The 2,419-nt window shown below is 44.3% G+C and carries 3 protein-coding genes; 1 reads left to right on the forward strand and 2 read right to left on the reverse strand.

Annotation, left to right across the window (positions count from 1 at the left end):
• Positions 1-24: 24 nt before the first annotated feature.
• Both RRG12_RS14805 and RRG12_RS14810 read right to left on the reverse strand, forming a co-directional pair.
• Positions 25-1,275: a murein transglycosylase A gene (locus RRG12_RS14805; protein ID WP_420759817.1), complete on the reverse strand. Its 1,251-nt coding sequence runs from the start codon at positions 1,273-1,275 to the stop codon at positions 25-27.
• 3 nt (positions 1,276-1,278) lie between these two features.
• Positions 1,279-1,533 (reverse strand): hypothetical protein, encoded by a 255-nt coding sequence (locus tag RRG12_RS14810; RefSeq protein ID WP_069073729.1) that lies wholly within the window; start codon positions 1,531-1,533, stop codon positions 1,279-1,281.
• A 293-nt stretch (positions 1,534-1,826) separates the two neighbouring features.
• Here RRG12_RS14810 and RRG12_RS14815 point away from each other — a divergent pair, with 293 nt between their 5' ends.
• A complete protein-coding gene (locus RRG12_RS14815) occupies positions 1,827-2,150 on the forward strand; it encodes a DUF4278 domain-containing protein (protein WP_420759810.1) in 324 nt (107 codons plus the stop codon).
• Positions 2,151-2,419 lie beyond the last annotated feature (269 nt).

The following is a 2,419-nucleotide window of genomic DNA, read 5'->3' on the forward strand; positions in this document are numbered from 1 at the left end:
CCCCCCATGCCCCATGCCCAATATCTATTTCTTGAGCAATAAATAATATAGTGAACCATTACCGCCTGTGATCCCAGCGCGATCGCCTGCTAGTTTCCCAGAACCCATGAAATAATCCACCCGGCCCGGGCCTTTGATGGCGCTTCCTGTATCCTGGTCAAGTACATAGCGGCTGACAGTCCGCCTCTCTAGTTTGCCACCAGTGGTGGGATAGGGAAACGAGTTGTAAATCAGCGCTAGCGCTCCTGGTGGCATGAGAGACTTATCTGTAGCAATGGAACGTTCTGCTGTTACTGGCACATGAATACTACCAGTAGCCGCTCTACCGCTTGTTTCTTGGAAGAAAACAAATCGTTCCCAGCGGGGCAGATAATTGCTCAACTCTTGGGGCTTGCTTTTGAAATAACTAATTAGACGTGGCATTGTCAATCCTTCCAGGGGAAGTTTGCCATCTTTGGCTAGTTCTCTGCCGATACTAGTCCAGGGATAATCAGTTCCACCTGCATAGCCAATTGACGTTGTTTTGCCATTAGTTAATTTAATTTGAGCAGAGCCTTGGATATGTACCATGTATGCGTCTAGGCGATCGCGAAACCAAAGCATTTCTAAACCGCGTAACTGGCTCTTATTCCCTTGTAAACCATCCTTCCCTTCCAACTCAATTCGTTTTGGGTGGGGTTTCGGCCATTGGTTGAAATCAGGTGGTAGGCGATAAAGGGGATACTTATATGTTGCAGTCTTGACACGGCTAGCAGTGTAAATAGGTTCGTAGTAAGCAGTGAATTTAACAGTACCCTTGCCATCGTTGCCCACAGACTGGTAGAAGACAAACTCACGGCGGACAGCGGCTTGTAATTGCGCTGCTGACTTAGAACTGACAACTAGTTGGCGAAAACGGATCAAACTCCGGCGGACGCGATCAAGGGTAATTTCCTTAACTGGATAATTTTGATATGCCGCGATCGCCGCACTCTTATTTAGGTAAAGCAGACTGTTGTCAATGGAAGCTAACAGCGCTTTGCGATCGCCCTTTTGTCCCCAAAGTTGCTCATCCCAACCCAAGCAAGCGTGCTGGGGCTTACAATCGCTTCCTATGGCTATCGGTTTTAACGGTGGCGTTATCTCAGGAGTGATTGGTATTGGTATCGGCGAGAGATTAGGAGTAGTCGGCACTGGCAACGGCAGTACATTAGGAACCTGAGCAACAGCCAACCAGAGAGGATTTACAAAGGCAATTCCCAGACTCAGGGAAAGCAAAGCAAGGGTTTTTCTCATCATTTAGTTGAATCTTTCAACACTGGAACTAAAAACGGGTTCTACCCGGATTGCCACGATCCGAGAGGGTCTTACCACCATATACTCCCCTTGAATATTTTTTATCGGCACGCTAATAAAGTCATTAGAAGCAGACTTTGGCACAAGTTCGCCACTATACCACTTCTGAAACTCTTGAATAGTAGGAAAACGTATTTCTTCCCGGTGGCCGCTTTCCAGTAGGAGGTATACGGCATATTCATTTGGAGTTCTAGCCATAAGGTTGAATCATTTAAAAAACATTCAACCCATTGTTAACCACGTAACCCCCGAATGAAAAGAGTAAGCATACGGGAGGTGGGGAGCAGGAGGCAGGGAGCAAGGGAGCAGGAAGCAGGGGAGAAGAGTTTTCCCCACTGCCCTATTCCCAATGACTCTTGACTCTAGACGCCTAATCCTTTAAGCAGTTCCTTAAAAAATGTAAGTTTACATTAGCTCTTGCATAACTCTCCAATCAACCTCTGATAAGTCATTGACATTGTTGAAAAACAGTTATTCAGGAAGCAAAAATTATGAAACTTTACTATCGTGGTCTGAGCTATGAATACGACCCAAACAAAGTTGGCAGCAAAAAAACAGAACAGCCGTTTCAACCAGTTCCTCAAATTGGGTCAGCTTATAATCTGATGTACCGTGGCGTTAACTATCGTGTTAATTCAAATTCAAAATTGGCGGCAGTTCCTTTAGCACCAATAGCCTATAAATTGAGCTTTCGGGGAATCACCTACTTTGTAAATAAAACTCCATTAGGAGAAATTAGTGTAGTCTCTCAACCAATAACTACTTCAAGAATTGAGGGACTGCTGATTTCTGAAGAATTAAAGCTTCAAAAATAATATCGCTGTAAGCCGATCTGGAGTCTAGGAAGTCATAAACTTGTAGTAAAATTCTAGGACTTACGCACTGTAAAAATTAATCATGCTATGGAACTCATATTTGATTTCTGAAAAAACTCAGTATAACTAAGTACAACATTTCATTAATTCGTAGCGAATCCTCTGTGTACCTCTGCGCTTACCTTTGCGCCCCTTTGCGTTTAAATTTCAACCCTCAATTCCCTATGAATTTACGCCAAGGCTGTACTATGACGCCTTCTTGTCTCTAC

It is taken from the genome of Nostoc sp. CALU 546, from assembly GCF_048836525.1.